We start from the raw sequence: 25,262 nt of genomic DNA, 5'->3' as shown, positions 1-25,262 counted from the left end.
ACATTCATGGCAGAAACAGTAACAGCAGCTAAAGCCACTGCTCGTATGGTTCGCATTGCACCACGTAAAGTTCGTTTGGTTGTAGATACCATAAGAGGGAAGAGTGCTGCAGAAGCTATTTCTATCCTTCGCTTCACTAACAGAGGAGCGTCTGAAGCGGTAGAAAAAGTTTTAATGTCAGCAATTGCTAATGCTGAACACAACTACGATATGGATATTGAAGAATTAGTCGTAAGTGAAGCCTATGCTAATGAAGGACCTACGTTGAAACGTTTCCGTCCTAGAGCAAAAGGTGCAGCATCAAGAATTAACAAACGTACAAGCCACATTACAGTTGTGGTAACTGAGAAGAAGGAGGGGTAATCAATGGGACAAAAAGTAAATCCTCATGGTCTGCGTGTTGGCGTCATCCAAGATTGGGATGCTAAATGGTACGCAGAAAAAGACTTTGCAGATAAATTACATGAAGACCTAGCTGTTCGTGAGCACATTGCTAAACGATTAAGTGATGCCTCTGTTTCTCGTATTGAAATCGAACGTGCAGCTAACAGAGTCAACGTTTCTATCCACACTGCTAAACCAGGAATGGTTATTGGTAAAGGCGGAACAGAAGTTGACGCTTTGAGAAATGACCTAAACAAAATCACTAACAAGAGAGTACACGTTAACATCGTGGAAATTAAAAAACCAGATATGGATGCTACATTAGTAGCGAAAAGTATCGCTGAACAATTGGAAAACCGTATTTCATTCCGTCGTGCACAAAAGCAAGCTATCCAACGTGCTATGCGTCAAGGCGCTAAAGGAATTCGTACAATGGTTGCCGGTCGTTTAAACGGAGCAGATATTGCTCGTAGCGAAAGCTTTTCAGAAGGAACTGTACCTTTGCATACACTTCGTGCGGATATTGACTATGCGAACGAAGAAGCAGATACTACCTATGGTAAATTAGGTATTAAAGTATGGATCTATAAAGGAGAAGTTCTTCCTACAGTTACAGAGAACAAGAAAGGAGGGAAATAATCAATGTTAGTACCGAAACGTGTAAAACACCGTCGTGAGTTTCGTGGAAAGATGAGAGGCGAAGCTAAAGGTGGAAAAGAGATTGCTTACGGACAATATGGTCTACAAGCAGTTGACTCATCATGGATTACAAGCAGACAGATCGAATCAGCTCGTATAGCGATGACTCGTTATATGAAACGTGGTGGGAAAGTATGGATTAAAATCTTCCCTCACAAACCAGTGACAGCTAAAGCAATTGGTGTTCGTATGGGTAAAGGTAAAGGTGCACCTGAAATGTGGGTTGCTCCTGTTAAACGTGGTAAAATCATGTTTGAAATCGGCGGCGTTTCTGACGAAGTCGCTCGCGAAGCTTTGCGTTTAGCTTCACACAAACTACCAGTAAGAACTAAGGTAGTAACTCGTGAAGAAAGTGGTGACTCAAATGAAGGCTAGTGAATTAAAAGGCTTATCCACTACTGAATTATTAGAAAAAGAAAAAGAATTTAAAGAAGAGCTATTTAACTTACGCTTTCAATTAGCTACTGGACAATTAGAAAACACCGCTCGTATTAAAGATGTTCGTAAAAACATCGCGCGTGTAAAAACCATTTTGCGTCAAGCAGAAATGGTTAATTAAGACAATAGTGTAATAGCTTATTCAAAGGAGGCTAAAAAATGGCTGAACGTAATGAACGTAAAGTATATCAGGGCCGCGTAGTATCTGACAAAATGGATAAAACCATCGTAGTGGAAATTGCTACTCAGAAATCTCACCCGAAATATAAAAAACGTATTAAATATTCGACTAAATTTAAAGCACATGACGAAAACAACACTGCTAAAATGGGCGACGTTGTTAGAATCATGGAAACTCGACCATTGTCTAAAGATAAACGTTTCCGTTTATTAGAAGTGGTTGAAGAATCAGTAATTTTATAAGATTTTAACCGGGAGACCGGCTGCTACACTACGAGAAGTAAAACTTCATCGTGAGTTTGAAAGGAGGATCCTAACGTGATTCAAACAGAAAGTCGTATGAAAGTCGCTGACAACTCTGGTGCACGTGAAGTGTTGGTTATTAAAGTATTAGGTGGATCAGGACTTAAGACTGCCAACATCGGTGACGAAGTTGTTGTAACTGTTAAACAAGCTACACCAGGCGGCGTTGTTAAAAAAGGAGACGTTGTCCGTGCAGTTATTGTACGTACAAAATCTGGTGCTAGACGTCCAGATGGTTCATATATTAAATTTGATGAAAATGCTTGTGTTATTATTCGTGAGGATAAAGCACCACGTGGAACACGTATCTTCGGACCGGTTGCTCGTGAATTACGTGAGAATGACTTTATGAGAATTATTTCGTTAGCTCCGGAAGTTCTATAATTCCGATAAACGTCATAAGGAGGTGCGCTAGAGAATGTTTGTAAAAAGTGGAGATAAAGTTAGAGTTATGACTGGTAAAGACAGAGGCAAAGAAGGCACTGTCGTAACAGCTATGCCTAAACAAAACAAAGTAATTGTTGAAGGAATCAACATGATTAAAAAACATACCCGTCCTACTGGTATGGGACAAGAAGGCGGAATTGTGGAGAAAGAAGCACCAATTCACGTGTCTAATGTTCAATTAGTTGATCCATCAACTGGAGAGCCTACTCGTGTAGGATATAAAATAGAAGATGGTAAGAAAGTACGTTACGCTAAGAAATCTGGCGAAGCACTTTAATAAAAATGTAGGAAAGGAGGCATTCGAATATGACACGCCTTAAAGAAAAGTATAACAATGATGTTAGACCATCATTAGTTGAGAAGTTTGACTACGCGTCAATCATGGAAGCACCGAAAGTTGATAAAATTGTTATCAACATGGGTGTGGGTGATGCCGTATCAAACACTAAAAACTTAGATAAAGCAGTAGAAGAATTAACTTTAATTTCTGGACAAAAACCAGTTATCACTCATGCGAAAAAATCTATCGCTGGCTTCCGCTTGCGTGAAGGTATGCCAATTGGTACGAAAGTAACATTACGTGGCGACCGTATGTATGATTTCCTGGAAAAATTAGTTTCTGTCTCATTACCTCGTGTACGTGACTTCCGTGGAGTGAGCAAAAATTCATTTGATGGACGCGGTAACTATACGCTAGGAATCAGAGAGCAACTAATTTTCCCTGAGATTGACTTTGATGATGTAGATAAAGTTCGAGGAATGGATATTGTCATTGTCACTTCAGCTAAAACTGATGAAGAAGCTCGTGAGTTACTTGGACAATTGGGAATGCCGTTCCAGAAATAACCTAGACTACCTAATTAGGAGGGTAATATTAGTAATGGCTAAAAAATCGATGATTGTAAAAAGCAAAAAACCAGCCAAGTTTTCGACTCGTGAGTATACCCGCTGTGAACGATGCGGACGCCCACATTCCGTTTATAAAAAATTCAAATTATGCCGTATATGCTTGCGTGAGTTAGCATACAAAGGTCAAATTCCAGGCTTGAAAAAAGCAAGCTGGTAAAACGAAAACTTGCCGTAAAGGAGGCTACAACGAATGGTCATGACAGATCCAACAGCAGATTTCCTGACTCGTATCCGCAATGCCAATAACGCACGCCATACAAAAGTGGAAATACCTGCTTCTAACCTTAAAAGAGCAATGGCCGACATTCTGAAATCGGAAGGTTTCATTAAGGATGTAGAATTCGTGGAAGATGACAAACAAGGCATCGTCCGCATTTTCTTGAAATATGGTCAAAATAACGAACGTGTAATCACTGGATTGAAACGTATTTCAAAACCAGGTTTACGTGTTTATGCTAACTCTGAAGAAATGCCTAAAGTGTTGAACGGTTTAGGAATTGCTCTCGTTTCAACTTCAGAAGGCGTTGTAACAGATAGAACTGCCCGTGCTAAAAACATCGGAGGAGAAGTCCTCGCGTACGTTTGGTAAGCATTAAGATAGATGAAGGAGGTGCCGGACAATGAGCCGTATCGGAAAAAAACCTATTACGATACCTGAAGGTGTTGAAGTAAACATCGACGGTAACGTCATTACAGTCAAAGGGAAAAACGGAGAACTTAGCCGTGAAGTTAGCCCTATTATTGACATTAACATTGAAGATAACGTTATGACTTTCACACGACCAAATGAGTCTAAAGAAAGCCGTACAATCCACGGAACAACTCGTGCTATCGTGAATAACATGGTTGAAGGAGTTAACGATGGATTTGAAAAAGTTCTTGAATTGATTGGTGTTGGATACCGTGCACAAAAACAAGGTAACACATTAGTTGTTAACGTTGGATTATCCCACCCAGTAGAGTTTGAGCCAGTCGAAGGTTTAACTGTCGACGTACCATCAAACACTGTTATTTCAATTAAAGGTGCGAATAAAGAACACGTTGGAGCTTTGGCTGCCAGCATCCGTGCTGTACGACCACCTGAGCCTTATAAAGGTAAAGGGATTCGCTATAGAGGCGAAACTGTACGCCGTAAAGAAGGTAAAACAGGTAAATAATAGGATAAGTCAAAACATCCAATTTAATTGGATCGTTTTACCTGTCCTGTTTACCTAAACAGCCTGACAAACTCATATGTATGAGAACTAAGAATAAAGAGGTGACAATTGTGATTACAAAACCAGATAAAAACAAATTACGTCAAAAGAGACATAAACGCGTTCGCAGAAGTCTTTCTGGTACTGCAGAGCGCCCACGTTTGAACGTATTCCGTTCTAATAAAAACATCTACGCTCAATTGATTGATGATGTAGAGGGTGTAACGCTCGCAAGTGCATCTACTTTGGATACTGACGTTTCAGGCGATTCTAAAGTTGACGAAGCTGCAGCAGTCGGAGCATTGGTTGCTAAGCGTGGAGTAGAAAAAGGCGTTAAAGAAGTAGTCTTTGACCGTGGCGGGTATCAGTACCATGGCCGTGTCAAAGCACTAGCTGATGCAGCTCGTGAAAACGGACTGACATTTTAAGAAAAGGAGGAGTTACAGTACATGACAACTCATATTGATGCATCTAGATTAGATCTTGAAGATCGCGTAGTCGAAATCAACCGTGTTACTAAAGTTGTTAAAGGTGGACGTCGTTTGCGTTTTGCTGCTTTAGTCGTGGTTGGAGATAGAAATGGACATGTCGGTTTCGGTACAGGTAAAGCTCAGGAAGTTCCTGAAGCAATCCGTAAAGCTATCGAAGACGCTAAAAACAATATCGTACAAGTGCCTATCGTTGGAACTACTCTTCCACATGAAGTTATCGGACGTCACGGCGGCGGTAGAATCATGTTGAAACCAGCTGTAGCCGGTTCTGGAGTATCTGCTGGAGGCCCAGCACGTGCGGTACTAGAATTAGCAGGCGTACATGACGTTTCTTCTAAATCTGTTGGTTCAAGTTCACCAATCAACGTGATTCGTGCAACGATCAACGGAATCAGCCAATTAAAACGTGCTGAAGAAGTAGCTAAACTTCGCGGTAAAACTGTTGAAGAGTTATTAGGATAAGGAGGAAGACACAATGGCAAACTTGGAAATAACATTAAAACGCAGTTTGATTGGTCGTCCTCAGAATCAGCATAAAATCGTAAAATCTCTCGGTCTTAAGAAAATTAACTCTTCTGTTGTAAGACCAGATAGCGAAGCAGTAAGAGGATCAATTAAACACATCGCTCATTTAGTAGATGTTAAAGAAGTCTAATGAGCAACCAGTCTAACTAAAGGAGGTGCCAGGATTTATGAAACTTCATGAATTAAAACCTGCAGAAGGATCACGTAAAACACGTAACCGTGTTGGTCGCGGATCGTCTTCTGGTAACGGAAAAACATCCGGTCGTGGACAAAAAGGACAAAAAGCACGTTCAGGTGGCGGTACACGTCTAGGATTTGAAGGTGGACAAACACCATTATTCCAGACTTTACCAAAACGCGGTTTCACGAACTACAACCGTAAAGAATATACTATTGTCAATTTAGATACATTGAACCGTTTTGAAGAAGGAACAGAAGTAACTCCAGAACTACTTGTAGAAACAGGAGTTATTAAAAACAAAAAATCCGGTGTGAAAGTTTTAGGCAAAGGAACTGTTAATCACAAGTTATCTGTGAAAGCTAACAAGTTCTCAGCTTCTGCTAAAGAAGCAATTGAAACTGCCGGTGGATCAGTAGAGGTGATCTAAGATGATTGATCTGATTAAGGGCGCTTTTAAAGAGAAAGATGTTCGTAGTCGTATCTTATTCACCTTAGGACTCCTAGTTGTTTTCCGTCTTGGAACACACATTACCGTTCCAGGCGTTAATGCTGGAGCATTAAGTCAATTATCAGAAACTGGTTTATTTAACTTGTTGGATACATTCGGTGGTGGAGCGTTGAGTAGCTACTCAATATTCGCCCTTGGTGTATCACCTTACATTACATCTTCTATCGTCATACAACTCCTTCAAATGGACGTCATTCCCAAATTCAAGGAATGGTCTGAACAAGGAGAAGTCGGTCGTAAGAAGTTGAATCAAGCCACTCGTTATCTAACCATCGTCTTGGCTTTCTTCCAAGCGATAGGTATCTCTTATGGCTTTAATGCATTAACAGGTTTAGGATTAGTCGTAAACCCTGGGCCAGCAACCTATATTACCATTGCCATCATCTTAACCGCAGGAACCATGTTGGTTATGTGGTTAGGAGAAATGATTACAGTGAACGGTTTCGGTAACGGAACGTCATTCATCATTTTCTCTGGTATTATTTCTCGTGTTCCACAGGATGTCCAGACATTTTATAACACACAAATTCGTAATGCTGGTGACGAAATCGTCAGCGCGTGGGTATTAACCATTGCGATCATTATTGGCTTTGTGTTGTTAGTTATTCTGGTCACTTATATGGAAAACGCAAAACGAAACATTCCAATCCGTTACTCTAAGCGCGCCAACACGTCTAAAGACAGTGCTGTTTTACCGCTAAAAGTGAACTCGGCTGGAGTTATACCAGTAATCTTTGCAAGTTCGTTCCTTATGACACCGCAAATTATCTTGGGTTACTTTGCACAAGGTAATCAAGACGCCGGATGGTATCAAGTGTTGACGAGTATCTTCAACCTACAAGAACCAATCGGAGCGGTACTTTATACTGTACTCATCGTTCTGTTTACATTCTTTTATGCCTTCATTCAGGTTAACCCTGAAAAAGCTGCAGAGAACTTACAGAAACAAGGTGGCTACATCCCAAGTGTACGTCCAGGACGAGCAACTGAAGAATACATTGGTTACATGCTTATTCGCTTAAGCACAGTGGGAGCGATTTACCTAGGGTTAATCTCATTGCTTCCGATTGTGGCTTCTGCTTTGTTTAATCTTCCTAGCTCACTTGCCCTTGGAGGTACTAGCTTACTGATTGTTGTCGGTGTAGCATTAGACTCCATGCGTCAATTGGAAGGACTATTAAGCAAGAAGAGTTACCAAGGGTTCATTCAACGCTCATAAAAGAGCTGTTTTAGAATTAAGACGATTTACCCATAAAGTAGCTGAATTCAGTCGGGTGAATCGATCTTTTTTCCATTCTAAACAGGGTGAACAATTTAAGGAGGAAGCAAGATGAATTTAATCTTACTAGGTCTTCCCGGAGCAGGGAAAGGGACTCAAGCAGCCCGTATCACTGATCAATACAACATTCCGCATATTTCCACTGGAGATATGTTTCGAGCTGCTATGAAAAATAAAACTGAGCTTGGCTTACAAGCAAAGACATACATGGACGCAGGAGATTTGGTTCCTGACGAAGTCACTAATGGCATTGTTAAAGAACGTCTACTGCAAGATGATGCAAAAAGAGGATTTTTACTGGACGGCTATCCACGCACATTGAATCAAGCTCGAGCTTTACAACAAGCATTGGCATCTTCTAATAGAAGACTACACCATGTGTTGTACATTAAAGTCCCTAAAGAGATTTTGATGGAGCGTTTGACTGGACGATTCATGTGTTCAAACTGTGGAGCAACCTATCACAAAGTAACCAATCCACCAAAAGTGGAAGGGACTTGTGATAAGTGTGGGGCGCACGACTTCTATCAAAGAGAAGACGACAAACCAGAAACAGTTGAAAACAGAATTAACGTCAACGAAGAGCAAACGGAAGTACTTGCTAAGTACTACGGGGAGCAAGGACTTGTACGTGAAATAGACGGAGAGAGACATCCAAAAGAAGTATTTGAGGACATTAAGGACATACTAAAATAAGAAGTCCGATGTTTTTTAAGAATCCTTGCAATGATTGTGTACGCGTGGTATAATATTACGAGCGTCAAAAATGATGTTCTAATAATATAACCCTGAAAAGTGAGACTAACTAATCTCACTTATCGTTATGCGTACAGAAGTGAAATATCAAAGGAGGAAACCAGGCGTGGCAAAAGATGATGTTATAGAGATCGAAGGAACTGTCCTAGAAACTTTACCTAATGCAATGTTCAAAGTTGAATTAGAAAATGGGCACGAAATTCTAGCTCACGTTTCTGGCAAAATTCGTATGAATTACATCCGGATTCTGCCTGGGGATAAGGTTACGGTTGAAATGTCTCCATATGATTTAACTCGTGGACGCATTACGTATCGATTCAAATAAACTTAGGACTCCGAAGACTTCAAGGAGGGAAAGTTCATGAAAGTAAGACCATCAGTCAAAAAAATATGTGACAAATGTAAAGTGATTCGTCGTAACGGCCGTGTTATGGTTATTTGCGAAAATCCTAAACATAAACAACGTCAAGGATAATTTAATAGGAGGTGCTCATACATGGCTCGTATAGCAGGAGTAGATGTTCCACGTGATAAACATGTGGTTATATCACTAACGTATATTTACGGAATTGGTAAAACGACAGCTCAACAGATTTTAGCTGCTGCCGGTGTTCCAGAAGAAACCCGTGTACGTGAATTAACAAATGATCAATTAGACTCAATTCGTGCTGAAGTAGATAAACTTAAAGTTGAGGGAGATCTTCGTCGTGAAGTCAACCAAAACGTTAAACGTTTAATCGAAATTGGTTCATACCGTGGCATTCGTCACCGTCGTGGATTGCCAGTACGTGGACAAAACACTAAAAACAACGCTCGTACTCGTAAAGGTAGAGCTGTTGCAATCGCAGGTCGTAAAAAATAATCACCGTTAGTTAGGAGGGTAAATCAAGAATGGCTAAACAAAAACCCGCTCGTAATCGTAAACGTAGAGTGAAGAAAAATGTTGAACAAGGAGTAGCACACATCCGCTCAACATTTAACAATACAATCGTTATGATCACAGATGTAAATGGTAATGCAATTTCATGGTCATCTGCTGGTGCATTAGGATTCAGAGGTTCTCGTAAATCTACTCCTTTTGCCGCTCAAATGGCTGCTGAAGCTGCTGCGAAAGTAAGTATGGAAAATGGTATGAGATCGGTTGAAGTGACTGTAAAAGGTCCTGGTTCTGGTCGTGAAGCTGCAATTCGTTCTTTGCAAGCTACAGGGCTTGAAGTAACTGCAATTCGTGACGTAACACCGGTACCACACAACGGATGCCGTCCTCCAAAACGTCGTCGCGTATAATTTTAGATGTCGTTTTAGGATAGCGTGGACTAAACGTTTTGAAAGGGGTAAACGGACTAGATGATCGAAATTGAGAAGCCGGTTATAGAAACAGTTGAGATCAGTGAAGATGGGAAATTCGGCAAGTTTGTCGTTGAACCGCTTGAGCGTGGATACGGAACTACATTGGGTAACTCCCTACGTCGAATCTTATTATCATCTTTGCCGGGTGCTGCCGTCACAAATATACAAATCGATGGCGTTTTACATGAATTCACTGCGATCGATGGAGTTGTAGAAGACGTGACTGCCATCATTTTAAACTTAAAGAAACTCGCACTTAAATTGTATTCTGATGAAACAAAAACCATTGAATTGGATATCGAGGGACCAGCAACTGTAACAGCTGCTGATATTATTTATGACAGCGATGTTGAATTAATGAACCCTGATTTATATATTTGTACAGTGTCTGAAGGTGGACATTTACATGCCCGCATGGAAGCACAAAAAGGCAGAGGTTATGTACGCGCTGAACACAACAAACACGATGATATGCCGATTGGTGTATTACCGGTTGATTCGATTTATACCCCAATCAGCCGTGTGAATTACCACGTCGAAAATACTCGTGTAGGAGAAAGAGACCAGTTCGACAAGTTAACGCTTGACGTATGGACTGACGGCTCGATTGCTCCTGAAGATGGTGTGAGCTTAGCAGCGAAAATCATGACTGAACACCTGAACATTTTTGTCAACTTGACAGAACAAGCCCGTGATGCGGAAATTATGGTTGAAAAAGAAGAGACACAAATGGAAAAAATGCTTGAGATGACTATCGAAGAGCTTGATCTATCTGTTCGTTCTTACAACTGTTTGAAACGTGCCGGAATTAACACTGTTCAAGAATTGACTAATAAAACTGAACCAGAAATGATGAAAGTTCGTAACTTGGGCCGTAAATCACTGGAAGAAGTTAAATTAAAGCTTAATGAACTAGACTTAGGTCTACGTGAAGAAGAGTAAAGAACCGATTGCTAATACATCTGCAATCGTGAATGACTAACTGGCTTTTTAAAATGAGCAGTTATGCAATCTTGTAGTTAAGGGAGGATTTCGAGCAATGGCTTATCGTAAATTAGGACGTAACAGTTCCCAACGTAAAGCACTACTACGTGATTTGACATCAGATTTGATTATCAATGAACGTATTACGACTACTGTAACTCGTGCAAAAGAAGTATCTTCTATTGCAGATAAAATGGTTACTTTAGGAAAACGTGGAGACTTGCATGCACGTCGTCAAGCTGCTCAATTTGTTCGTAATGAACTAGCAACAGTAGCTGAAACTGAAGACGAAATCGTAGTACAATCAGTTCTACAAAAGTTATTCGACGACCTTGGACCTCGTTTTGCTGAGAGAAACGGTGGATACACTCGTGTCTTGAAAACAGAACCTCGTCGTGGTGATGGAGCTCCAATGGCTATCTTGGAATTTGTTGAAAAAGCAAATACAAGTAGCGAAGACGCTAAATAATTGAGTGAACTTTTAATAACCAACCAAAATCACTTTTTGGATGTATGATGAGCGTTATGATGATGAGACAGTGTTCTCAAGTGTCTAGCTCAGTTTCTCCCGGGGAAAACCTCGGGAGAAGCCATATATCATTAAGTGTTTTTTTATTACGGTCAAGTATTCTTTGTATACATAGTGATTTAACCAAGCAATACAACCTGTCACGTCAAGTCATATTCTTCATCGTCATAAGGTATACCTAAGAGAAATTTCTATTGTTATTATTGGAAGTTTTTGGTAATCTTGTAATGTTGACTATGTGTCAAGACACCTTAAAAATAAGACCAATCCTGTACTCTGAGATTGAGAAGTCGAGGTAACGATTATGTCAGAAATTATTAACGTCAAAAATATAACGTATCAGTATACCGATGAAGATCAACGTCCAGCTTTAAAGGGTGTTTCTTTTTCAATAAATCAAGGAGAGTGGGTCGCTATTATTGGTCCAAATGGTTCAGGTAAGTCGACTCTTGCCAAAACCATTAATGGGCTAATTGAACCAGACAGTGGAACAGTGACTGTTGGTGGCATGCCATTGAATGAGAAAAACGTCTGGTCTATTCGGGAAATGGTCGGTATGGTTTTCCAGAATCCGGATAACCAGTTTGTTGGGTCAACTGTTCAGGATGATGTCGCTTTTGGACTGGAAAACATAGGTGTACCTCGAGAAGATATGATTGAACGTGTCAGAGAAGCATTAGATAAAGTAAATATGTTGGAATTTGCTGATAGAGAACCGGCAAGACTCTCGGGTGGACAGAAACAACGTGTCGCTATTGCCGGTATTGTAGCTTTAAGACCACGCATTATGATTTTAGACGAAGCGACGAGTATGCTCGACCCTAAAGGGAGAGCAGAAGTGCTGCGGACAGTAAAAGAAGTGAAAGAGCAGGAGAACTTATCGGTTCTATCTATTACTCACGATATAGATGAAGCTGCTGAGGCCAATCGTGTATTAGTTATGCGAGATGGTCAGATGATTCAAGAAGGGACACCGGAGCGTATTTTTTCCTACGGTGAAAAGCTGATTGAAATGGGACTTGATTTGCCATTCCCTGAACGATTAAAAGCATCGCTTCAAAAACAAGGCATGAATGTGCCCGCTGAATACCTTACAGAAGAAGGGATGGTGGACTGGTTATGGACATACGTTTCGAAGAAGTAGGGTACACTTACCAACAAGGGACTCCTTTTCAAAGTAGAGCCTTACACGATATTAACTTGTCCATCAAAGGCGGGTCTTTTACTGCGCTAGTCGGGCACACTGGCAGTGGAAAATCGACTGTTCTTCAACATTTGAATGCTTTAAAAAAACCGACCACTGGCCAAGTGACCATTGGTGACCGGGTCATTACAAACTATTCTGAAAATAAAGGATTAAAGACCTTACGTAAACGAGTTGGTATTGTCTTTCAATTCCCTGAAGCCCAATTGTTTGAAGAGACCGTTGGTAAGGATATTGCCTTTGGTCCAAAAAACTTTGGTTTGTCTGAAGAGGAAGCGATTGAACGAGCCAAAGAGTTACTGCCTTTAGTGGGATTAGATGAAAGCTTTTTAGAGCGCTCACCTTTTGATTTATCAGGGGGACAAATGCGTCGTGTAGCGATTGCCGGCGTGTTAGCTATGAATCCTGAAGTCTTGGTTTTAGACGAGCCGACAGCCGGGTTGGATCCTCAAGGAAGAAAAGATATTATGGATATGTTCTATAGGCTGTACAAAGAACAAGGGCTAACAATTGTACTGGTTACGCACCAGATGGATGACGTAGCAGAATATGCAGATCACATGATAGTTCTGGAACAAGGAACGGTCAGACGCGAAGGGAATCCTAGAGAACTCTTTAAAGAAGCCGGTTGGTTATCTAGTATGCAGTTAGGCGTACCGTCAACGGTTCGCTTTGCTCACGAACTCGAAGAAAAACTTCAATGGACCTTCGATCCGCTCCCTTTAACGACGGATGAGTTAGCAGCTCAAATGGTAGAAAAGCTTGGCAATAAAGTGGGTGATGACCGATGATGGAAAAACTTATTTTTGGACGATATATACCTGGTCAATCCTTTATACACCGGTTAGATCCACGCGCAAAATTGATGGGAGCCATTTGGTTTATTATCATCATCTTTTTGGCCAATAACTGGTTGACGTATGTGGCGCTGACTGTGTTTGTGTTAACGGCTGTTAAACTATCAGGAATCAACTCGCGCTTTTTTATAAACGGGATTAAGCCACTCATCTGGCTCATTCTCTTCACGGTCATCTTACAAGTACTCTTTACAAGTGGACAGACCATTTGGTTTAGAATGGGTCCCATTGTTATTTCTCAAGAAGGCATGTTAAATGGTGTCTTTATCTTTATGCGTTTCGTTTTAATTATTTTCATGTCGACGATTTTGACTTTGACTACGATGCCGTTGTCATTAACCGATGCGATTGAGTATTTGCTAAGACCTTTGAATGCGATCAAAGTACCTGTTCATGAAATTGCATTAATGCTGTCAATTGCCTTGCGTTTTGTCCCGACATTAATGGATGAAACGGAGAAAATAATGAATGCGCAACGAGCACGTGGGATTGATTTTGGTGAAGGAAACATTTACCAACAGATGAAATCCATTGTGCCCTTATTGATACCTTTGTTCGTTAGCTCCTTTAACCGCGCAGAAGAATTGGCTACCGCCATGGAAGCACGCGGCTACAAAGGTGGCGAAGGGCGTACCAAGTACCGTCAGCTTAACTGGCAACAGAATGACACTGTTGTGATGATTGCTTTCGTCGTTCTATCTATTTTATTAATCAGTTTAAGAACGTAAGTAAATAAAAACACAACTAATCATTACATTCGCAGCTATCTAGCATGAAGTGATGATTAGTCGTGTTTTTTTTGTTATATTTAGAAGGTGATAAGTTATGATACATACATTGAAGCATAGCTGAGATGGCTCTCAGGAGACTGAATAAAGGACTGAAAAATATGATGACTAGACGATATAAAGCAATCATCGCTTATGATGGAACGAATTTTGCAGGCTTTCAAGTTCAACCGAATGTTCGAACGGTTCAAGGTGAAGTAGAGAAAGCACTAACGAAAATAGCAAAGGGCAAACCGATTCGTATTCATGGAGCTGGACGAACAGATGCCGGTGTTCATGCAAAAGGTCAAGTCATTCATTTTGACTTCCCCTTTTATATTGATCCTCAAGGTATGATGATTGGTCTTCATACGATGCTGACAGAAGAAATAGCCATTAACCATGTTGAAGAGGTGGATGACACCTTCCATGCTCGTTATTTGGCAAAAGCGAAGAAATACACTTACCGTATTGATAATAACCGGGTCCGTGATCCCTTTTTAAGGCATTACTCGTATCATCACCGTTACCCGATGACAAAAGAGACAGTAGAAAGAGCACTCGCTCACTTAGTGGGTACGCATGACTTTACAAGTTTTGCTTCCACTCATTCTGACAAAGAAGATAAAGTTAGAACGATTTATCAGACATCAGTCGAATTAAATGAGAAGACCAATGAGTGGGTCTTTACTTTTGTGGGGAATGGCTTTTTGTATAATATGATTCGTATTTTGATGGGGACGCTACTTCAAGTGGCAGATGGAAGAAGACCGGCTGAAGACATCCCACATATTATAAAGGCAGTAGACAGAGAAGCGGCTGGCCCGACACTCTCACCTACAGGATTATGTATGGAGACTGTTTATTACACTGTTAAAGACATTCCTGGCTATGTTAAAGGAGGGGTAAGAGATGATTAAAAAAACTTATATGGTGACGGGGCACCAAGTAGAGGCAAGCTATACTGAAGAAGAAGTGACTGACTTATTCATGCCTCTTTTAAATCAGCTGACTGAGTTGAAAAGTCAGACAGAGAATCGAGTGATTGTTTTTTTAGCTGCCCCACCCGGAGCAGGTAAGACGACTCTATCTCTTTTTCTGGAAGACCTTTACAAGGACAATGACTACCCGTATACGTTCCAAGCTATCTCAATGGATGGCTTTCATCATAGAAATGAGTATCTGGACCAACATGACATTGAAAGAAATGGGGAAAAGGTACTTCTAAGAAAACTAAAAGGCATACCTGAATCCTTTGATTTACAAAGTCTACACAGTCATATTAAGGCTTTGAAAACACAAAAGACGATAGAGTGGCCTATATATGACCGGATGCTACATGACGTCTCGCCTGACACTCAAAAAGTGGATGCCGATATTGTTTTAGTAGAAGGCAATTATTTATTACTAGATAAAGAGGGATGGAACGATCTGCATCAGCTGTGTGATCTATCTGTTATGATAAAAGCGCCTGTTGAGACAGTGAGAGATCGGTTAGTAAAGAGGAAACAAAGAGGTGGGACTTCTGAAGAAGAAGCAGTGTTGCATTATGAGCGAACAGACCGAGTTAATGGTGAGTTAGTGATGTCTCATTCTGTAGAAGCGGATCTAACGTATAACTTGACCTTAGAAGGCCGATTGATTAAATGAGCAGAAAAAAGGACCTCACCCTATATGGAAGTGAGGTCCTTTTGTATCAATAGATTTAACTCGTAAAGTTATCGAAGTAACCTTGGATGTAAACAAATGGGGTCCCTTTATCGCCACTACCTGAAGTTAAGTCGGCTAATGATCCGATTAAATCAGTTAAGCGTCTTGGTGTCGTACCTTGTGATTCCATTTGTCCTACTAAATCATCTTCTTTATTCATAATGTGCTCTGAAATGGCTGCTTTCAATTCATCCCCACGTAAATGTGAGAAGTTATTATCTGCCAAGTATTTTAGTTTAATTTCGTTTGGTGTGCCTTCTAGTCCCTTAGTATAAGCGGGTGATACGACAGGGTCAGCAAGCTCCCAAATTTGTCCCACAGGGTCTTTAAATGCCCCGTCTCCGTAAATCATGACTTCGATCGTTTTCCCTGTTGCAGCTTTCACTTTTTCTTGAATACCATCAACGATGGGTTGAGCGCCGTCTGGGAACAATTTAACTGTTTCTTCTGTTGCTTTGTTTGAACCAAGAAGACCATAGCTTGCGTTGAAGCCACTGCCGTCAATCGATTCAGAAAGAATATCATCCAAGCCTAATACTGTTTTTGCGCCAGCTTTGGTTAATAAGCGTTTGGTGCGGAACCGGCTATGAATGTCACAAGCCAAGACATGTTCTGTGTGGGACAAAATGGATGTTGCCTGATTTGAAAAAATGACTTCAACATCGGCACCTTCACTCTGAACTAACTCTTTGTAATACTCAATATAATCGACCCCAGTAAATGGATGCACCTTATAACCAAAATGCTCACGGAATGTGTCTTCCGTTAAGACATCAGACCATGGATTAATCCCCTTCTCATCCAGTTCATCAATGGATACTAAGTGGTTACCCACTTCATCTGAAGGATAGCTCAGCATTAATACAACTTTGCTTGTTCCTCTTGCAATCCCTCTTAATAAATTAGAAAAACGATTTCGACTCAAAATAGGAAAAATAACGCCGACTGTCTCACCTTTAAACTTGTCTTTTATGTCTGTAGCAATATGATCTAGTGTGGCGTAATTTCCTTGTGCACGCGCGACCACTGATTCAGTAATAGCAATAATATCCTTTTCCTGGATATCATACCCTTCTGACTCGGCTGCATTCAATACGACATCCACGATAATATCAACTAATTGATCGCCTTCGTTGACAATAGGACCTCTCAGGCCTCTTACTACTGTACCCACTGCTCTTTCCACAATAATCTCTCCTAAAGTTAGATTGATTTTGGAGGATGTATTCGAAACCGATAATCACATGGCTCAGAATCCCTCATATAGTATAACCCTAAAAATACAAATAAGTAAATAAGAGATGTACCATTTCTTCCATCTGTTTGCCAAGAGTGAACTATGCTATAATCTTAACCAGTAGCTGCAAGCGTTTGAAAAGGCTTGTGGTCAGGGATATGGATATAAGTGAATAAGCAATCACTCCAAAGAAGACAAGCAGAAGTTATCCATCTGGTTTATCAGTAGAGTGAAGAAGTGGAGCGTTAAATAGATGAATTATAAATTTATTCAACAAACGGCTCGACCGCATACGGTTGAATCATTAACAGAAGCATTTAAAGAGATGGGAATCAAGCCGGATGAGACTCTACTCGTTCATACGTCATTGTCATCCATTGGGTGGATAAATGGAGGCCCGATGGCGATGATTGAAGCATTGATGCAAACAGTCGATGGTGAACTCGGAACGATCGTTATGCCTGCTCAAACGAGTGACTGGAGCGACCCATCAGAATGGGAATACCCCGCTGTACCTGAAAGCTGGTGGAAGACAATTAGAGAAACCATGCCTGCTTTTGATCCGAAGAGAACGCCATGTCCTCATATGGGAGCGACAGCGGATTTATTTAGAACATACCCAAACGTTATGAGAAGTAATCATCCTCAAGTCTCTTTTACTGCATGGGGGAAAGACGCTGAGTACATCACTAGTCACCATGCGATTGATTTTGGCCTGGGAGAAGAGTCACCTTTGGCAAAATTGTATGAATTGGATGCGAAAGTGTTGGCTATAGGAACGGATTACAGCTCGTCTACTGCTATGCATTTGGGAGAATATAGAGCACCGCGGTTGCCACATAAAAAAGACGGCGCTGCAGTGATGGAAAACGGTCAACGGGTCTGGAAAACGATTCGAGATATCGAGTTGGATGAAAGTCAGTTTAATGACATAGGCTTTTTGCTCGAGAAAGAGGGGGCCGTCACCATTCATAAAATAGGGAACGCTAAGGTTAAATTGTATTCAGTAAAAGAAGCAGTCGATCAGTCAGCTGCTTACTTTAAGGACTATAGACTCTATGGAGAATACCGAGACGACTAAAGCGAACTTCTGGTAATAAAAGAAAGCATCTAGTACACTATAATCGATACGTGAGAACAGTTACATTTCAAAAGGAGAGTGCTGTTAAATGAGATACGGAGACGATTATAAAAAACTACCTGTTTACAGTAAGGCATCGGGAAAAGGAACAGAAGTGGTACCAGACGTTTACGTGTTTACCGACCAAATAGTCAATGTGATTTTTATCGGTATGCCTGGAAATGATGAGTTTATCCTTGTCGATGCAGGGATGCCCAAACGAGGAGATAAAATAATAGAAGCCGCCGAGGAACGATTCGGCCCGGATGCCAAGCCGAGTGCCATTATTTTAACGCATGGTCATTTTGATCATGTCGGTTCCATTATTGAACTGGTTGAAGAGTGGCAAGTACCTGTTTATATTCATAAAAAAGAATTACCTTACGTGACCGGTCAAAAAGCTTACCCAGAACCCGATTACAAAGCAAACGGAGGAATGGTCGTAAAAGTATCCAAAGCCTTCCCAACTGACCCTATTGATCTGGAGGACAAGGTATCAACTTTGCCACTAGACGGAACGGTTCCTTTTTTACCAGAATTTAGATGGTTGCCTGTTCCAGGTCATACTGAAGGGCAAATTGCTTTATTTAGAGAATCGGATCGACTGATTATTGCTGCGGATGCCTTTGTCACAACAAAACAAGAAAGCCTCTATGCCGTTCTGACTCAAAAAGCAGAAGTCAGTGGACCCCCGCGCTACTTGACACCTGATTGGGACACGGCAAAAGAATCCTTTAGAAAAATTGTCGACTTGGATCCTTATTACGGTATAACTGGCCACGGTGAACCGATGAGCGGTGAGCCACTTAAAGAAGGTCTGCTTCATGTCTTGAACAACTGGGAAGACGTCGCCATGCCTGACAAGGGAAAGTTTGTGGATGATTAGATCGTTCTAAAATAAGATAGTAGAAGGTGTATCCATACATGTTTGATTATATTAATGGTATCAGAAAGTTATTGGATCAAGTTGAAAAAGAAGAACGTAGGGCTATAGACGCAGCAGTGGATGTATTCACTGCTGCTGTAGAAACGAAACAGTCCATCTTTGTATTCGGAGCCGGTCATGCAGGATTGTTGACGCAAGAACTGTATTACCGTGCGGGTGGCTTGATGACCATTAACCCCATATTCGGCGAAGGCTTGATGCTGGACGTCGAACCCATTACGCATACCAGTCAAATGGAACGACTAGTGTGATACGGAACAACTTTAGCCAAAAGAACACCTTTCAAAAAAGGAGACTGTTTACTCGTGCATTCCGTCTCGGGTCGAAACCCTGTAACGATTGAACTGGCTATGGAAGCCCAAAAGATAGGTGTCACCACTATTGGCATAACTAATTTAGCTTATTCACGAACAGTAGAGTCGAGACACCCGTCAGGAAAAAACATGTTCGAATACTGCGATATCGTTATCGATAATCATGGGGATAAAGGCGACGGTATGTGTGAGATTGACGGGTTAGATCAACGAGTCGGCCCATCATCAACAGTGATCGGAGCAACCATAGTCAACACCATCCTTGTTGAGACGGTGAAAAAATTGAAAGCAAACGGTATGGAGAAGCCACCTATCTTCTACAGTGCCAACTTAGATGGTGGCGACGAAATCAATCAGCAATTGATCAAAGATTACTCAGATTCTATTCACTATAAGTTTTAACTCGTTTTAAAACAAACACACTCGGCAGCAGAGAAATCACTCGATTTTCTGTTATCGAAGGGTGTTTTTTGTGTTTGAAATTTTGAATAGGAAGAATAATTGTCGATTCACTAAATACTATACCGTTGAACCGACAATAAGATACGAATAACTGCCGATTCATCAAGGAACTCAATGCTGAACCGACAATTAAAGGAGAATAATTGCGGGTTCACTACACAGCTTATATCTGAACCGACAATTAAATGTAATATCTCGTCCTTTTTGAACCTTTTGGATTGTACCGTGTCTTCAACACTGTCCAAACAACCCGATCAGATACTTTACCTCCGCACCATTCGACTATAGTATGGCGTGTCACTCTATCATCCGGAAATAGAAGCTTGAATTCTTTAATGTGAGCATCGATACTATCTGGCAGTAATGATTTGTACTGACAAGTCGAACAAAAAGAAGAGCGCCTAGTCAGTATTAAGTCAAAAGAACCACACGACAGGCACGTTAAGCCACGCTTCACCGACTCGACTGTGTAAGGAGTGACTGTTTGTTTGAACGGATTGTCTTCAACGTGAGCAAGAACTAATTTGCTGGCTAAATCATTATGTTTCTTTTTCAAATGTGAAGACCTCCGATTCAACTCAGCTAAGTGTGATCGAACCTGAGATGGCATGAGAAGCTTACTTCCCAAAGTTGACTCGTGTAAGACAAAAGAAGGATGCACGTAGACAACGAAAGCTTCAACTGGAAAAGAAGGTCCACTATTCCTTAAATGCTGCTTAAACAGAGTAGTCGACCGACTCAACTGAATTAAAGGGTTGCTAATTTCGTGCCCCGTTTTTGTTAGCAAGTGGTCTGATTTGTTCACGAATTCTCCATCATAGTTTTTAATTTCATACAAATAAATGGTAGAACCAGTAATGATTAGCGAGTCAATTTGGGTGTGAGTACGATTCACTGACAATAACAAATCGTTTAAAACCACTACATCACCCTTTACCACTTCTTTCAGCACGTTATCGAAGTAACATTCACCCTGGTATCCTTTCTCCAAATTAACCATGTACTGACGGTCCTCATTGGTTAATGCTTGACGTTTATTCAACTGTTGCATCACACGAAGGAGATGCGGCATCGTTCTTTCCTTCATTATCTTCATTAAAAAACCTCCCTATTATATGTATTACCCAAATAGAGGCGAAAGTAACTATTTTCTTTTGTATTTTAGCCAACTTATATAAAACAATTGTAAACGCCATTATAAACTGCTACACTCATAAAGGACACACAATTAAATACGGAAGATCCTGGGAGCCTTTTATAGATGGCTGAGAGTGACAATTGTCAGACCAGTAACCTGATCAGTGTAATGACTGCGTAGGGAGTATCTAGAATGAAGGGCTCTTTCCTATGGATTTTTTTCGTAAGGAGGAGTTTTTTTAATGGAAAAGAAGTATGTGGATTACGGAAGTTGTGCGGCTGGGAAGCCTGGAACGACAAAAGAAATAACAGGTGCCCGTTTCAATTTGTCACCCATGAGTGATGATTTTGAAAGGATTATCCTAAATGCAATTAAGCAAGTCGATTTGTCTAAAGTATGGGCTGAGACCGATCACATTTCGACTGTATACAGAGGAAGAGAGGAAGCGGTGTTTGACGCATTGAAAGCTGCTTACCTGCTTGCGTACGAAAAAGGGACACACATGACACTTGAAGCGACCATCTCAAAAGGGTGCCCGGGTGACCGCGACAGTGATTACACGTTAGAATTTGAAAACCCACGCATCAATCAAAAAGATACCCAAGCGATTGATTTTCCTGTGATTGGTAAATACGCCCTTTACCCTATGGGCTCAGACAATTATATGGCAACGATTGCGGAAGTGGTTAATGAAGGGATAGACCGTGGTGTCGTTACAGGTTCTGGTCATTACGGAACCAACTTAGGCGGAAATGTTCAGGATTTATTCGACTACTTAGAATACGTGTCTCACACTGTGGGCAAAACAGTCAGTCATTATATCATCCAGTTCACTTTACACTGCAACGTTCCGGAGGGTGAGATCAAATGAATAAAAAGGAATTAACTTTACGTGACTATTTATTGATGGCTTTGATATCTGTCGTGTTTGGTGTCTTTTACCTATTAGCCGTTTATGCTGGCACTGCTTTAACAACTGTCCTGACACCCTTTGGCTTGGGAGTCTTGGGGTATGAGCCCTTTTACGGCATTTGGTTCATGGCGGCTATTATTACGACCTACTTAATTCGTAAGCCAGTAGTCGGCATTGTGACAGAAATGATTGCGGCTTTAATAGAAGTATTATTAGGGAATATGTTTGGTGTCATTATCCTGATTAGCGCCTTCATCCAAGGCCTGGGTGTGGAAGTCGCTTTTGCCTTTACCGGATACAAAAAATACACTTATAAAGTAACGATGACTTCCGCAGTGACCGCGACTGTGTTAACCTTTATATGGACGGGCTTTAGAAATAATTACTTGGCAATGGACTGGCGCATTGTGTTGGCTATCTTTGTGACCCGGTTGTTGAGCTCATTATTCTTTACAGGCTACCTTTCAAAACTAATATGCGACAAGCTGGATGAAGCTGGCATATTAAATTCAATGCAGACGAGGGAAGTGCATGACCGATAAAACCTTGGAAGTGTCGAATTTATCATTCACACTTGACGAGAAAATGATATTTCAAGAGTTAAGCTTTTCAGTTTCACCTGGAGAAATCGTCTTATTATGCGGACGCAGTGGGAGTGGTAAAAGTACACTGGCTAATTTGATTAATGGGTATTACCCGGAATATGCTGGAAAAAGACAGGTCGATTATATAAACGTCAATGGACGAGATCACCAGGATTACTCTGTGGTGGAGCAGTCCAATTACGTTAGATCCATTTTTCAACATGCCCGCTTGTCTTTTAGTATGAGGACACTAAGGGAAGAAATGATTTTCTGCTTAGAAAATAACCAGGTCGATCCTAAAGAGATGGACCACATAGTGGAAGAAAAAGCAAAACAGTTTAACTTATCCTATTTGTTGGACCGTTCCTTTGATGACTGTTCTGGAGGAGAGTTACAGCGCGCTGCATTTATTTGTGCCGATTTAGTGGATGCTCCGCTTTATGTCATGGATGAGCCTTTTGCAAATGTGGATGAAGAGACGGCTCTGGATTATATTAAGTATATGAAAGAGTTGCTTAAAAAAGGCAAAAGCATTATCGTCATTGACCATCAAGTCAAACGATGGGAATGGGTCGACCGTTGGCTTTTAATCGATAGTCAGCAACAGCTCATTGATTTGTCCACATTGAATTCAAAAGCTGATGTCAAAGCTAAATTGATTGAAGAAGGGATCCTTGTAGAGGCAACGTCTCCTACATATGGCAAGCCAATTGCTTCGAGCAAAATAGTATTAGAATTGGATAAGGTATCTGTCTACCATTCAAAGGTAGTGAGAAAGTCCCTTTTCAAAAAAGAAGAAGTGAAGACCTCAGTCATTGATGACGCATCCTTTTCTTTAAAAGAAGGGACGTTGGCTGCACTGGTTGGACCAAGTGGCAGTGGGAAAACTTCCTTGTTTAAATCCATCTTAAACGTGTCCCCTTTTAGTGGAGCCATTCGACTAAAAGGTCAGGACAGTCAAGAGTTGAAAGATGCGGAGTTGTATTCAAAAGTGGGTATAGTTTTTCAAGATCCTTCTCTGCAATTTGTTGAAACAAAGGTGCTGGATGAAATCACCTTAAGTTTAAAGGCGTGGAATAAAACAGAAGAAGGCCAAGAAGAAGAAAGGGCAAAAGAGTTACTGTCCCGTCTGGACTTCGATGATCAGATTAACAAATCGCCTTGGTTATTGAGCCAGGGACAGCAAAGGCGCTTAGCGGTCTTATGTATGACAGTTGGTCATCAAACTGTGTTACTGGTAGATGAACCCACCTATGGGCAAGATGCTCAAAATGCTCAAAAGATAATGGCTAACTTAAGAGCGCTATGCGATGCAGGTATCACGTGTCTGTTCACGAGTCATGACCGTGAATTAGTTGACGCATATGCCCAAGAGATATACAAAATTGACAATAAGAAAGTTAGGAAATTAAGATGATCGATTCTATTAACCCAACAGCTAAAACAGTCGGTATGCTGATTGGATCAATTGCCCTAGGCTTTACCTTTCACTGGCAGTTAAATGTCTTGCTTTCGCTAGTATGTCTACTCTTTTTAATGACATCAAAGCGGGCCAAGTTGTCAACTATGGTGAGAGTGTTGATTCCAATCGCATTTATTTCAGTCAGCTATTTCATGACAGGGTGGCTATTTAGTTCAGAACAAGCCCTCTTTAGTTTAACGAATGAGACGATAGTAGCAGGGGGCCGAGCAGAATTGATTAACGGTTTAAATTTAGGGACACGTATCTTGGCATTTGGCATGATCGGCATTAGCTACAGCTTAACAACTGATTCTTATGATCTAATTGTCAGCTTTATACAGCAAGCGAAAATGCCTATGAAAGTAGGATATGCTATATTGACCGCTTTTAATTTGACGTCACTTATTCAGACAGAATATGAGCACTCCAAGCTAGCAATACAAGTGAGAAACTTGCCTGTCAAAGGATTTGACACAAAACCGTTATTCACGATGATGGTAAGAATGGTTAGATGGTCAGAACGGTTGTCTTTATCTATGGAAGCAAAAGGCTTTAGTGAAGAGAGAACCATGCATAGACAGCTTAAGATAAAGAGGCGAGACATAGCTTTCGCAGCGGGCTTTCCACTAGTTATATTAGGCTTAGGAATGATATTGGCTAGATAAATAAATAAAAGAGATCTTCCAAATAGCTGGGAGATCTCTTTATCTTTTTACAGTCAAGTAAAAAAAGAGTGTAAACAATCGATTAAGTGTTGACATTACAACCCATTCACGGTAAGATATTAGACGGTATTGTTTGCCACCATGATAAGCCCCGGAAACTTGTTTTGGAACAAACAACTATGACTTTACAGGACTTTTAATCGGAACAATTAGAGGAAATGAAAAGCAGATAAAAAATTACTGATTCATGAAACGAATAACTTGGAGGTTAAGATCGTGCGTACAACATTTATGGCGAATGAACAAAACATCGAACGCAAATGGTATGTTATCGACGCAACAGACATTCCTTTAGGACGTCTATCTACAGTCGTGGCAACTATTTTACGTGGTAAAAATAAACCAACTTACACACCACACGTTGATACAGGTGACCATGTCATCGTAATCAACGCTGAGAAAGTTAAATTAACTGGTAACAAAGCAGCTGACAAAATCTATTCACGTCACTCTGGTTTCCCAGGCGGCTTGAAACAAGTGTCTGCAGGAACAATGCGTGCTCAAAAACCTGAACGATTGATTGAATTATCAATTAAAGGTATGCTACCGCATAACCCACTTGGACGTAAGCAAGTTAAAAAACTTCACGTTTTTGCTGGACCTGAACACAACAACCAAGCACAGCAACCAGAAACTCTAGACATTACAAACTTGATTTAAGGAG

37 protein-coding genes, 1 pseudogene and 1 riboswitch are annotated in these 25,262 nt (G+C 40.8%); of the genes and pseudogenes, 36 read left to right on the top strand and 2 right to left on the bottom strand.

Features of this window, described 5'->3' with window-relative positions:
- Nucleotides 1-6 precede the first annotated feature (6 nt).
- From rplV to C3945_RS02215, 28 genes are all read left to right on the top strand, one after another.
- Entirely contained in the window at nucleotides 7-363 is a 357-nt protein-coding gene (gene rplV, locus C3945_RS02350) for a 50S ribosomal protein L22 (RefSeq protein WP_161878076.1), read from the top strand.
- 3 nt (nucleotides 364-366) lie between these two features.
- Complete coding sequence (rpsC, locus tag C3945_RS02345) at nucleotides 367-1,023, top strand: 30S ribosomal protein S3 (RefSeq protein WP_161878075.1); 657 nt, start codon at nucleotides 367-369, stop codon at nucleotides 1,021-1,023.
- A 3-nt stretch (nucleotides 1,024-1,026) separates the two neighbouring features.
- The gene (rplP, locus tag C3945_RS02340; protein ID WP_161878074.1) at nucleotides 1,027-1,458 is read left to right on the top strand and encodes a 50S ribosomal protein L16; all 432 of its coding nucleotides are present in this window, start codon (nucleotides 1,027-1,029) and stop codon (nucleotides 1,456-1,458) included.
- Nucleotides 1,448-1,642 carry a 50S ribosomal protein L29 gene (gene rpmC / locus C3945_RS02335; RefSeq protein ID WP_161878073.1) on the top strand — a complete coding sequence of 65 codons (195 nt, stop codon included), beginning with the start codon at nucleotides 1,448-1,450 and terminating at the stop codon, nucleotides 1,640-1,642. The genes rplP and rpmC overlap by 11 nt, the downstream gene beginning before the upstream one ends.
- Nucleotides 1,643-1,680: 38 nt before the next feature.
- On the top strand, nucleotides 1,681-1,944 hold the full coding sequence (rpsQ, locus tag C3945_RS02330) for a 30S ribosomal protein S17 (protein WP_161878072.1): 264 nt from the start codon (nucleotides 1,681-1,683) through the stop codon (nucleotides 1,942-1,944).
- A 75-nt stretch (nucleotides 1,945-2,019) separates the two neighbouring features.
- Nucleotides 2,020-2,388, top strand: a complete 369-nt coding sequence (gene rplN / locus C3945_RS02325) for a 50S ribosomal protein L14 (protein WP_161878071.1) — start codon at nucleotides 2,020-2,022, stop codon at nucleotides 2,386-2,388.
- A gap of 34 nt (nucleotides 2,389-2,422) precedes the next feature.
- On the top strand, nucleotides 2,423-2,728 hold the full coding sequence (gene rplX, locus C3945_RS02320; protein ID WP_161878070.1) for a 50S ribosomal protein L24: 306 nt from the start codon (nucleotides 2,423-2,425) through the stop codon (nucleotides 2,726-2,728).
- A 29-nt stretch (nucleotides 2,729-2,757) separates the two neighbouring features.
- Entirely contained in the window at nucleotides 2,758-3,297 is a 540-nt protein-coding gene (gene rplE, locus C3945_RS02315) for a 50S ribosomal protein L5 (RefSeq protein ID WP_161878069.1), read from the top strand.
- 34 nt (nucleotides 3,298-3,331) lie between these two features.
- Nucleotides 3,332-3,517: a type Z 30S ribosomal protein S14 gene (locus C3945_RS02310; protein WP_161878068.1), complete on the top strand. Its 186-nt coding sequence runs from the start codon at nucleotides 3,332-3,334 to the stop codon at nucleotides 3,515-3,517.
- A gap of 33 nt (nucleotides 3,518-3,550) precedes the next feature.
- The gene (rpsH, locus tag C3945_RS02305) at nucleotides 3,551-3,949 is read left to right on the top strand and encodes a 30S ribosomal protein S8 (RefSeq protein WP_161878067.1); all 399 of its coding nucleotides are present in this window, start codon (nucleotides 3,551-3,553) and stop codon (nucleotides 3,947-3,949) included.
- Between the two features lie 31 nt (nucleotides 3,950-3,980).
- Nucleotides 3,981-4,517, top strand: a complete 537-nt coding sequence (gene rplF / locus C3945_RS02300; RefSeq protein ID WP_161878066.1) for a 50S ribosomal protein L6 — start codon at nucleotides 3,981-3,983, stop codon at nucleotides 4,515-4,517.
- Nucleotides 4,518-4,618: 101 nt separating this feature from the next.
- On the top strand, nucleotides 4,619-4,984 hold the full coding sequence (gene rplR, locus C3945_RS02295; RefSeq protein ID WP_272928075.1) for a 50S ribosomal protein L18: 366 nt from the start codon (nucleotides 4,619-4,621) through the stop codon (nucleotides 4,982-4,984).
- Nucleotides 4,985-5,005: 21 nt separating this feature from the next.
- The gene (gene rpsE / locus C3945_RS02290) at nucleotides 5,006-5,509 is read left to right on the top strand and encodes a 30S ribosomal protein S5 (RefSeq protein WP_161878064.1); all 504 of its coding nucleotides are present in this window, start codon (nucleotides 5,006-5,008) and stop codon (nucleotides 5,507-5,509) included.
- Between the two features lie 13 nt (nucleotides 5,510-5,522).
- On the top strand, nucleotides 5,523-5,702 hold the full coding sequence (gene rpmD / locus C3945_RS02285) for a 50S ribosomal protein L30 (RefSeq protein WP_161878063.1): 180 nt from the start codon (nucleotides 5,523-5,525) through the stop codon (nucleotides 5,700-5,702).
- A 37-nt stretch (nucleotides 5,703-5,739) separates the two neighbouring features.
- Entirely contained in the window at nucleotides 5,740-6,180 is a 441-nt protein-coding gene (gene rplO / locus C3945_RS02280; protein WP_161878062.1) for a 50S ribosomal protein L15, read from the top strand.
- A 1-nt stretch (nucleotide 6,181) separates the two neighbouring features.
- Nucleotides 6,182-7,480: a preprotein translocase subunit SecY gene (gene secY / locus C3945_RS02275; RefSeq protein ID WP_161878061.1), complete on the top strand. Its 1,299-nt coding sequence runs from the start codon at nucleotides 6,182-6,184 to the stop codon at nucleotides 7,478-7,480.
- A gap of 111 nt (nucleotides 7,481-7,591) precedes the next feature.
- Nucleotides 7,592-8,236 (top strand): adenylate kinase, encoded by a 645-nt coding sequence (locus C3945_RS02270; protein WP_161878060.1) that lies wholly within the window; start codon nucleotides 7,592-7,594, stop codon nucleotides 8,234-8,236.
- Between the two features lie 166 nt (nucleotides 8,237-8,402).
- A complete protein-coding gene (gene infA, locus C3945_RS02265; RefSeq protein ID WP_034299926.1) occupies nucleotides 8,403-8,621 on the top strand; it encodes a translation initiation factor IF-1 in 219 nt (72 codons plus the stop codon).
- 36 nt (nucleotides 8,622-8,657) lie between these two features.
- A complete protein-coding gene (gene rpmJ, locus C3945_RS02260; protein WP_034551737.1) occupies nucleotides 8,658-8,771 on the top strand; it encodes a 50S ribosomal protein L36 in 114 nt (37 codons plus the stop codon).
- A 21-nt stretch (nucleotides 8,772-8,792) separates the two neighbouring features.
- The gene (gene rpsM, locus C3945_RS02255; RefSeq protein WP_161878059.1) at nucleotides 8,793-9,158 is read left to right on the top strand and encodes a 30S ribosomal protein S13; all 366 of its coding nucleotides are present in this window, start codon (nucleotides 8,793-8,795) and stop codon (nucleotides 9,156-9,158) included.
- 29 nt (nucleotides 9,159-9,187) lie between these two features.
- Nucleotides 9,188-9,583, top strand: a complete 396-nt coding sequence (gene rpsK, locus C3945_RS02250) for a 30S ribosomal protein S11 (protein ID WP_161878058.1) — start codon at nucleotides 9,188-9,190, stop codon at nucleotides 9,581-9,583.
- Between the two features lie 60 nt (nucleotides 9,584-9,643).
- On the top strand, nucleotides 9,644-10,588 hold the full coding sequence (locus C3945_RS02245; protein ID WP_161878057.1) for a DNA-directed RNA polymerase subunit alpha: 945 nt from the start codon (nucleotides 9,644-9,646) through the stop codon (nucleotides 10,586-10,588).
- A gap of 97 nt (nucleotides 10,589-10,685) precedes the next feature.
- Nucleotides 10,686-11,099 (top strand): 50S ribosomal protein L17, encoded by a 414-nt coding sequence (gene rplQ / locus C3945_RS02240; protein WP_161878056.1) that lies wholly within the window; start codon nucleotides 10,686-10,688, stop codon nucleotides 11,097-11,099.
- A 364-nt stretch (nucleotides 11,100-11,463) separates the two neighbouring features.
- Entirely contained in the window at nucleotides 11,464-12,303 is an 840-nt protein-coding gene (locus tag C3945_RS02235; protein WP_161878055.1) for an energy-coupling factor ABC transporter ATP-binding protein, read from the top strand.
- Nucleotides 12,279-13,154 (top strand): energy-coupling factor ABC transporter ATP-binding protein, encoded by an 876-nt coding sequence (locus tag C3945_RS02230; protein WP_161878054.1) that lies wholly within the window; start codon nucleotides 12,279-12,281, stop codon nucleotides 13,152-13,154. The genes C3945_RS02235 and C3945_RS02230 overlap by 25 nt, the downstream gene beginning before the upstream one ends.
- A complete protein-coding gene (locus C3945_RS02225; protein WP_161878053.1) occupies nucleotides 13,151-13,948 on the top strand; it encodes an energy-coupling factor transporter transmembrane component T family protein in 798 nt (265 codons plus the stop codon). The genes C3945_RS02230 and C3945_RS02225 overlap by 4 nt, the downstream gene beginning before the upstream one ends.
- Nucleotides 13,949-14,112: 164 nt before the next feature.
- Entirely contained in the window at nucleotides 14,113-14,907 is a 795-nt protein-coding gene (gene truA / locus C3945_RS02220) for a tRNA pseudouridine(38-40) synthase TruA (protein WP_161878124.1), read from the top strand.
- Nucleotides 14,900-15,637, top strand: a complete 738-nt coding sequence (locus C3945_RS02215; RefSeq protein WP_161878052.1) for a nucleoside/nucleotide kinase family protein — start codon at nucleotides 14,900-14,902, stop codon at nucleotides 15,635-15,637. Before truA ends, C3945_RS02215 begins: the two co-directional genes overlap by 8 nt.
- Nucleotides 15,638-15,692: 55 nt before the next feature.
- Here the strand turns inward: C3945_RS02215 and C3945_RS02210 are convergent, their stop codons facing one another.
- On the bottom strand, nucleotides 15,693-16,883 hold the full coding sequence (locus C3945_RS02210; RefSeq protein ID WP_161878051.1) for a coenzyme F420-0:L-glutamate ligase: 1,191 nt from the start codon (nucleotides 16,881-16,883) through the stop codon (nucleotides 15,693-15,695).
- A gap of 304 nt (nucleotides 16,884-17,187) precedes the next feature.
- Here C3945_RS02210 and C3945_RS02205 point away from each other — a divergent pair, with 304 nt between their 5' ends.
- From C3945_RS02205 to C3945_RS02195, 3 genes and pseudogenes are all read left to right on the top strand, one after another.
- Complete coding sequence (locus C3945_RS02205) at nucleotides 17,188-18,015, top strand: aminoglycoside N(3)-acetyltransferase (RefSeq protein ID WP_161878050.1); 828 nt, start codon at nucleotides 17,188-17,190, stop codon at nucleotides 18,013-18,015.
- 88 nt (nucleotides 18,016-18,103) lie between these two features.
- The gene (locus tag C3945_RS02200; protein ID WP_161878049.1) at nucleotides 18,104-18,940 is read left to right on the top strand and encodes an MBL fold metallo-hydrolase; all 837 of its coding nucleotides are present in this window, start codon (nucleotides 18,104-18,106) and stop codon (nucleotides 18,938-18,940) included.
- Between the two features lie 38 nt (nucleotides 18,941-18,978).
- A pseudogene (locus C3945_RS02195) lies at nucleotides 18,979-19,716 on the top strand (sugar isomerase domain-containing protein).
- A gap of 241 nt (nucleotides 19,717-19,957) precedes the next feature.
- Here the strand turns inward: C3945_RS02195 and C3945_RS02190 are convergent.
- Nucleotides 19,958-20,872 carry a nuclease-related domain-containing protein gene (locus tag C3945_RS02190; protein WP_161878048.1) on the bottom strand — a complete coding sequence of 305 codons (915 nt, stop codon included), beginning with the start codon at nucleotides 20,870-20,872 and terminating at the stop codon, nucleotides 19,958-19,960.
- A gap of 138 nt (nucleotides 20,873-21,010) precedes the next feature.
- Nucleotides 21,011-21,115, top strand: a riboswitch (TPP riboswitch).
- A gap of 40 nt (nucleotides 21,116-21,155) precedes the next feature.
- Between C3945_RS02190 and C3945_RS02185 the strand changes: the two genes are divergently transcribed.
- The 5 genes from C3945_RS02185 (at nucleotide 21,156) to rplM (ending at nucleotide 25,258) form a co-directional block, all read left to right on the top strand.
- Entirely contained in the window at nucleotides 21,156-21,785 is a 630-nt protein-coding gene (locus tag C3945_RS02185; RefSeq protein ID WP_161878047.1) for a YkoF family thiamine/hydroxymethylpyrimidine-binding protein, read from the top strand.
- On the top strand, nucleotides 21,782-22,369 hold the full coding sequence (locus C3945_RS02180; RefSeq protein WP_161878046.1) for an ECF transporter S component: 588 nt from the start codon (nucleotides 21,782-21,784) through the stop codon (nucleotides 22,367-22,369). The genes C3945_RS02185 and C3945_RS02180 overlap by 4 nt, the downstream gene beginning before the upstream one ends.
- On the top strand, nucleotides 22,359-23,828 hold the full coding sequence (locus tag C3945_RS02175) for an ABC transporter ATP-binding protein (protein WP_161878045.1): 1,470 nt from the start codon (nucleotides 22,359-22,361) through the stop codon (nucleotides 23,826-23,828). Before C3945_RS02180 ends, C3945_RS02175 begins: the two co-directional genes overlap by 11 nt.
- Complete coding sequence (locus tag C3945_RS02170) at nucleotides 23,825-24,538, top strand: energy-coupling factor transporter transmembrane component T family protein (RefSeq protein WP_161878044.1); 714 nt, start codon at nucleotides 23,825-23,827, stop codon at nucleotides 24,536-24,538. The genes C3945_RS02175 and C3945_RS02170 overlap by 4 nt, the downstream gene beginning before the upstream one ends.
- A 276-nt stretch (nucleotides 24,539-24,814) precedes the next feature.
- On the top strand, nucleotides 24,815-25,258 hold the full coding sequence (rplM, locus tag C3945_RS02165; RefSeq protein WP_161878043.1) for a 50S ribosomal protein L13: 444 nt from the start codon (nucleotides 24,815-24,817) through the stop codon (nucleotides 25,256-25,258).
- Nucleotides 25,259-25,262 lie beyond the last annotated feature (4 nt).

The sequence above is a fragment of the Alkalibacterium sp. MB6 genome, from assembly GCF_009935905.1.
Lineage (GTDB): Bacteria > Bacillota > Bacilli > Lactobacillales > Carnobacteriaceae_A > Alkalibacterium.
The sequence above is the reverse complement of the archived record's forward strand: the minus strand, read 5'-3'. Positions and strand labels throughout refer to the sequence as shown.